Here is a 7,169-nt window from a genome sequence, read left to right on the forward strand (position 1 = left end):
TTCACTATTATCTATTACTCTCATTATAAATTGTAAGACAACATTTCACGAACTTCATGCTTTGTTTTACAAAACAAAAATACCACCTCCTCAAATTAGAGGGGCGGTATTATACCTTTTTCATTATTCATGATGCATTTCATTAGGTTTATGTTGGTATAAATATAAACCTTCATCGTATTTTTGAATATATTTAAATTTACTAGCAAGTGCAAGGGAAACTAATAAAATATCAAATACACAATAACCAACGTGAATACTAAACATAAATATTAATGATGAGTATGCATATGTGCTAATAAGTACTAACAATATAGAACTAATGATAATTAATGGAGCTAACATGATTATGCTAAATTGCCATCTATTAAAGCAACTTTCAGTATATTGCAATATCATTGTTCCCTTTTTATATTTCAATTGAGGCTTTTCACCTTTAGAAAATAAAATGAATAAAATATGATGTATAAATTCATGAACAATTAATAAAATCACAAATCCCGCAAAACCATAAACTAGATTTAATAAAATATTTTGTTCTATAATATGAGTTATTTTGTAAGCCCATTTATATGTAAATAAAATAACAAACATAACTAGTACTATTTGCATTAATACAAAACGACGTAAGTTTATTTTATCTGGAAACAAATCAATTTTATGCACAACCAACCCTCCATTTATCTCTAAATTTAACATTAGTATACAACGTTTAATAGCGATACTAAAGCTATTTTCAAGAAAGTAAGTTGCTTGTAATATAATTTTAATAATCGTCTTTATATAGCAATCAACAATAGTTAAAACAGACTATTTTCTTTCAAATAATGCAACTGTTTCTATATGAGTCGTTTGTGGGAACATATCTACTGGAGTAATTTCTTTCAAATCATATTGTTGACTAAGTAATTGTGCATCACGTTGTTGTGTAGACGGATTACAAGAAATATATACAATACGCTTAGGATTTAATTCTAATAACGTTTTAATGAAAGTTTCATCGCAACCTTTTCTTGGTGGATCGACCATTACTACATCTGGTCTTATTCCTTCTGCTTTCCATTTTAGAATAACTTCTTCTGCTTTCCCACAGACAAAAGTTGTATTTTCTAATTGGTTTATAGTCGCATTTTCTTCTGCGTCTTTGATTGCAGATGGTACGACTTCCACACCATAAACGTGCTTAGATTTTCCTGCCATATATAAACCAATTGTTCCTATACCACAATACGTATCCAAAACAATTTCATTGCCCGTTAACTGAGCGTATTCTAATGCTTGGTTATATAGTTTTTCAGTTTGATGTGAATTAATTTGATAGAAAGATTGATCGCTAATATTAAATGTTATTTCACTTAGCTTATCTTCAATTTCATCAGTACCATAAAGTGTAATAGATTTACGCCCCATAATAACATTTGAATGTGCATCGTTGATATTTTGTTTAATACTTGTTACATTGGGATGCAATTTAACTAACGCTTCTACTAATTGATTGGCTTGTTTGAATGCTTTGCCATTAGTAACTAATATAATCATCATTTGATTTGTATAATGACCTGTTCGTACAACCAAATGACGTAGTAAACCTTTTTTAGTCTTTTCATTATAAACACTGATATTAAGTTCAGATATGAGTTGTTTTACATCATTCATAACTTGTTGATGTTTCTCATCTTGAATTAAGCAACTATCCATGTCAATAATGTCATGGCTACGTTGGCGGTAAAACCCCATTATAGGTTTTTTATTATTATTTAAACCAATTGGTATTTGTGATTTATTTCTATATCTCCACGGGTCTTCCATTCCAACAGTATCGTGTATAACTGTATCGTTAAATGATCCTTTTCGATGAAATAAATTGATGACTTGCTCTTTTTTCATTGTGAGTTGAGATTGGTAAGTCATATGCTGAAGCTGACACCCACCGCATTTATCATAATAAACACAAGGGGGTTCTACACGAGAATCACTCTCTACAATTACATTTAGAAGTTTACCTATCGCAAAATTTTTCTTCACTTTAATAATTTTGTATTCTATTGTTTCGTTAATTAAGGCATTAGGAACAAATATAGGATATCTATCAATTTTGACAACGCCATGTCCTTCATGAGTTAAATCTAAAACTTGGCCTGTTTTTATTTCATTTTTCTTTAATGTTTCCAATTTCTTTCCCCCACATATGAAAAGGCTAGGACATGTTATTTTTACTATCCTAACCTTGTGTTAATTTCATATTTATTATTATTTGTCTTCATTCTGTTGATGATCTTCTGATTTTAACTGTGGTGTTACTGTTGGTTGATCAATTAATTCTTCATTATGAATGTCATGAGGTGTAAATACATCAATATGTCGTTCTAAATTCAAGAAGTTTGCTGGTAATTTACCACCATATTCGCCATCAACATTAAGTTGCATATCTGTAAACGATGAAATATTGATTGATTTTGCTTTTTCATATATTACTTTAGGATGTTTTGTATGTTCGCCTCTTGATGCTAAGGTCATGATATGCCCTAATTCTGCTAGGTTAGCTTTTTCAACAATAATTAATGTGTAATAACCATCGTCTAATTTTGCATCAGGAACTAATTTTTCAAATCCTGCCATAGAATTTGTTAAACCTAATAAGAATAATAATGCTTCACCTTGAAAGACTTTATCATCATATTCAATGCGTAAGTCAACTGCCTTCATTTGTGGTAACATTTCGAATCCTTTAATGTAATAGGCAAATGATCCTACGATTGACTTTAATTTACTAGGTGTTTCATATGATACCTGTGTAAGTTGGCCACCTGCTGCTAAATTGATAAAATAACGATTGTTCATTTTACCGATATCAACTTTAGTACTATGACCTTCAATAATCACATCTAAGGCACCCATAATATCATTTGGTAAATGTAAGGCACGTCCAAAATCATTTACTGTACCCATAGGTATAATACCCAATCTAGGTCTATTAGGTTGTTCTGCAATACCATTTACAACTTCATTTAAGGTTCCATCCCCACCAGCAACAATTAAGATATCATAATTGTTATCGAGTGCACGTTCTGCTTCAAGCGTCGCATCACCTTCACGCTCTGTTGCATAGGCACTAGTTTCATATCCAGCTTTTTCTAATTTTATTAAAACATCAGGTAACATTCGTTTAAAAAGTTCTTTACCAGATGTCGGGTTATAAATAATTCTTGCTCGTTTTCTCATATCATATCCCTCGACTTCATATACTCATATTCAATATTAAATGATTTACTCACGAGTTAAAAGTATTTTTTAGAAAAACTTGGTACTTTAGTACCTTAGTTTTTCTTATGCATTAGCTTTAGCTAAGGCGTTCCTTAGCTTTCCTGGTACTTTAGTACCTTAGTTTTTCTTATGCATTAGATTCATCTAAGGCGTTCCTCTATTTTCTTATGCATGAACTTTAATTCAAATGTTATTTTATGTACCTAATAGCTTTAACTATTAGGTAAGTCATACTAATTTTGCTTTGCAAAAAAGTATGGCTTTGTATGAATGAACTTTAATTCAGTCGTTCTTATATATATCTATTAACTAAGTCATCACTCTTCATTCTACAAAAAGAAACACTAAAAAACTCCTACAACAATTAGTTTACACTAATCGTTATAGGAGCAAAAATCAAACCTATTATCTTTTATCTAATTCTTGTTTTAATAATTGATTTACTTTTTGAGGGTTAGCTTGACCTTTTGAAGCTTTCATAATTTGTCCTACTAAGAAGCCCATTGCTTTACCCTTACCATTTTTATAATCTTCTACTGATTGTGGATTATTATCTAATGCTTCATTAACAAATTTTAATAAAGTTGCTTCGTCAGAAATTTGAACTAAGCCTTTATCTTCCATAATTTGTTTAGCGTCTCCACCATTTTCAGCTAATTCTGGGAAGACTTTTTTAGCAATTTTACTGCTCATTGTTCCGTCTTCGATTAATTTAATCATACCTGCTAAGTTTTCTGGAGTTAATTTAGTATCTAGTAAATCAACTTGATTTTTGTTCAAGTATTCGTTTACGCCACCCATTAACCAGTTTGAAGTTAATTTTACATCTGCTCCATGTTCAATTGCACCTTCAAAGAAATCAGACATTTCTTTTGTAAGTGTTAATACATGTGCATCATATTCGGGTAATCCTAAATCATTAACATATTTAGCTTTACGTTCATCAGGTAATTCTGGAATAGTTTGACGAACACGTTCTTTCCACTCATCATCAACATATAAAGGTACAATGTCTGGTTCTGGGAAGTAACGATAATCGTCAGATCCTTCTTTTACACGCATTAAAATTGTTTTACCAGTTGATTCATCAAAACGACGTGTTTCTTGGCCAATTTCTCCACCATTTAATAATTCTTCTTCTTGACGTTTTTCTTCATACTCTAAACCTTTACGAACATAGTTAAATGAGTTTAAGTTTTTCAATTCAGCTTTTGTACCGAATTCTTCTTGACCATAAGGACGTAAAGAAATGTTAGCATCACAACGTAATGAACCTTCTTCCATTTTACAGTCAGATACGCCAGTATATTGAATGATAGAACGTAATTTTTCTAAATAAGCATATGCCTCTTGTGGAGAACGAATATCTGGTTCAGACACAATTTCAATTAATGGTGTACCTTGACGGTTTAAATCAACTAATGAGTAACCATCTTTATGTGTTGATTTACCAGCATCTTCTTCCATGTGTAAACGAGTAATACCAATACGTTTCGTTTTTCCGTCTACTTCGATATCAATGTACCCATTTTCACCAATTGGTTCATCAAATTGAGAAATTTGATATGCTTTTGGATTATCTGGGTAGAAATAGTTTTTACGGTCAAATTTAGAATTAGTTGCGATATCCATATTTAAAGCCATTGACGCACGCATTGCCCAATCTACTGCTCTTCTATTTACAACGGGTAATACACCAGGGTATGCAAGGTCAATTACATTAGTATTTGAGTTAGGTTCTGCTCCAAAATGCGCTGGTGATGGAGAGAACATTTTTGAGTCTGTTTTTAGCTCAACGTGAACTTCAAGTCCGATAACTGTTTCAAAATGCATTATTTCCACTCCTTATAATTTTTCATAAGCGTCATGTAAGTTGAATTGTGTTTCATATTGGTATGCAACACGATATAACGTCTTTTCATCGAACGGTTTACCTATAAATTGTAATCCAATTGGGCGTCCGTTTGATTGTCCACAAGGAACAGAAATACCTGGTAAACCTGCTAAGTTAACTGGTGTTGTTAATAAGTCATTAGCATACATTGTCAATGGATCGTCAATTTCGTCACCTAAATCAAATGCAGTTGTTGGTGCTGTTGGTCCTACTACAACATCATAATTTTCGAACACTTTATCAAAATCATTTTTAATTAAAGTTCTAACTTTTTGTGATTTTTTATAATAAGCGTCATAATAACCTGAACTTAATGCAAAAGTACCTAAGAAGATACGGCGTTTCACTTCATCACCGAAACCTTCTGATCTAGACATTTTGTATAATTCTTCAAGTGATTGTGCTTCTTTTGAATGATAACCATAACGAATACCATCAAAGCGAGCTAAGTTAGCTGATGCTTCTGAAGATGCAATTACATAATATGATGGTATACCATATTTAGTATTTGGTAATGATACTTCTTCTACTTCAGCACCTAGTGATTTTAATGTTTCTACAGCATTTTTAACTGATTTTTTAACATCTTCACTAACACCTTCACCTAAATATTCTTTAGGTAAAGCTACTTTTAAGCCTTTAATATCTTTACCAATTTCAGAAGTGAAGTCTACATCATCAACTGGTGCACTAGTAGAGTCATTAGCATCTATTCCAGAAATTGCTTCTAAAACTAAAGCATTATCTTTAACATTACGTGTTAATGGTCCAATTTGGTCCAATGAAGATGCGAATGCAACTAGCCCAAAACGTGATACACGACCATAAGTTGGTTTCATGCCTACGATTCCGCAATAAGAAGCTGGTTGACGAATAGAACCACCAGTATCTGAACCTAAACTAAATGGTACTAATCCTGCTGCTACAGCTGCTGCTGAACCACCAGAAGATCCACCAGGTACAGCTGAGTGATCAAATGGATTTACAGTTTTCTTGAAATAAGATGTTTCTGTTGAACCACCCATCGCGAATTCATCCATATTTAATTTACCAATTAATACAGCATTTTCATTATGCAATTTGTTCATAACTGTAGATTCATAAATTGGTACAAAACCTTCTAACATTTTGCTTGCACAAGTAGTTTCTAAATCTTTTGTGATGATATTATCTTTAATTCCCATTGGGATACCAAATAACTTACCTTCCATTTGGTCTTTCTCTTGTAATTCATCTAATTCTTGTGCTTTTTTCATTGCGTTTTCTTTATCTAAAGCTAAGAAAGATTTAATTGTTGGATCTGTTTCTTCAATTGCATCATAAATATCACTAACTATTTGTGATGGCTTAATTTCTTTATTTTTAATTAAAGTTAATAAATTCTCAACAGACTCATAGCGAATACTCATCTTAAGCGTCCTCCTCATTCATGATGGCTGGAACTTTAAATTGTCCATTTTCAGTTTCTTTTGCATTTTTTAATGCTAATTCTTGAGGAATGCCCTCGATAGCTTTATCTTCACGTAATACATTTTGTAAATCTAATACATGATATGTTGGTTCTACACCTTCTGTATCAGCACTATCATTTTGTTTAGCAAAATCTAAAATACTTTCTAATGTATTGGCCATTTCATCCGTTTCTTCAGGAGAAATTTGAAGTCTGGCTAAATTAGCTATATGTTCAACTTCTTCACGTGTTACTTTAGTCATTAAATAAAAGCCTCCTTATTACTCATTCATCACTAAATTGTATCAAATATTCATTTAAAAATCTAAGTATTTATTGAGTGATGGCAATTTAAATAACTCATTTCATATCTTAGGTTGATATTTATTCAAATATTGGAGTGAAATAAACTCGAACCACATCGATTGTTAATTGTGTTTTTGTTACTTATTTATAAATAAAAGCATATTTATTGAAAAAATATCACTAAGTATATCTTTGGATACATTATTATGCATAATTAATAAACAATAAACAACACACATTTATTAAAGTATCCTC

6 protein-coding genes are annotated in these 7,169 nt (G+C 31.3%); all 6 read right to left on the bottom strand.

Going from position 1 to position 7,169, the window contains the following annotated elements:
- Positions 1 to 123: 123 nt before the first annotated feature.
- Complete coding sequence (locus tag CD121_RS06755; protein WP_017637865.1) at positions 124 to 666, bottom strand: DUF3267 domain-containing protein; 543 nt, start codon at positions 664 to 666, stop codon at positions 124 to 126.
- 144 nt (positions 667 to 810) lie between these two features.
- On the bottom strand, positions 811 to 2,172 hold the full coding sequence (gene rlmD, locus CD121_RS06760; protein WP_126567678.1) for a 23S rRNA (uracil(1939)-C(5))-methyltransferase RlmD: 1,362 nt from the start codon (positions 2,170 to 2,172) through the stop codon (positions 811 to 813).
- Between the two features lie 78 nt (positions 2,173 to 2,250).
- The gene (locus CD121_RS06765; protein WP_046467430.1) at positions 2,251 to 3,222 is read right to left on the bottom strand and encodes a diacylglycerol kinase; all 972 of its coding nucleotides are present in this window, start codon (positions 3,220 to 3,222) and stop codon (positions 2,251 to 2,253) included.
- A gap of 447 nt (positions 3,223 to 3,669) precedes the next feature.
- Positions 3,670 to 5,097: an Asp-tRNA(Asn)/Glu-tRNA(Gln) amidotransferase subunit GatB gene (gatB, locus tag CD121_RS06770; RefSeq protein WP_017637868.1), complete on the bottom strand. Its 1,428-nt coding sequence runs from the start codon at positions 5,095 to 5,097 to the stop codon at positions 3,670 to 3,672.
- Positions 5,098 to 5,109: 12 nt separating this feature from the next.
- Positions 5,110 to 6,567, bottom strand: a complete 1,458-nt coding sequence (gatA, locus tag CD121_RS06775; RefSeq protein WP_017637869.1) for an Asp-tRNA(Asn)/Glu-tRNA(Gln) amidotransferase subunit GatA — start codon at positions 6,565 to 6,567, stop codon at positions 5,110 to 5,112.
- Between the two features lies 1 nt (position 6,568).
- A complete protein-coding gene (gene gatC / locus CD121_RS06780) occupies positions 6,569 to 6,871 on the bottom strand; it encodes an Asp-tRNA(Asn)/Glu-tRNA(Gln) amidotransferase subunit GatC (RefSeq protein ID WP_002452273.1) in 303 nt (100 codons plus the stop codon).
- Positions 6,872 to 7,169: the final 298 nt, after the last annotated feature.

Origin of the sequence: Staphylococcus pasteuri, from assembly GCF_003970495.1 — a bacterium.
Taxonomy (GTDB): Bacteria; Bacillota; Bacilli; order Staphylococcales; family Staphylococcaceae; genus Staphylococcus; species Staphylococcus pasteuri.

What these genes read in the sequence shown, in the direction of transcription:
- CD121_RS06765 (WP_046467430.1), bottom strand. Translation starts at nt 3,222, where the DNA reads ATGAGAAAACGAGCAAGAATTATTTATAACCCGACATCTGGTAAAGAA.
- gatB (WP_017637868.1), bottom strand. Translation starts at nt 5,097, where the DNA reads ATGCATTTTGAAACAGTTATCGGACTTGAAGTTCACGTTGAGCTAAAA.
- gatA (WP_017637869.1), bottom strand. Translation starts at nt 6,567, where the DNA reads ATGAGTATTCGCTATGAGTCTGTTGAGAATTTATTAACTTTAATTAAA.
- gatC (WP_002452273.1), bottom strand. Translation starts at nt 6,871, where the DNA reads ATGACTAAAGTAACACGTGAAGAAGTTGAACATATAGCTAATTTAGCC.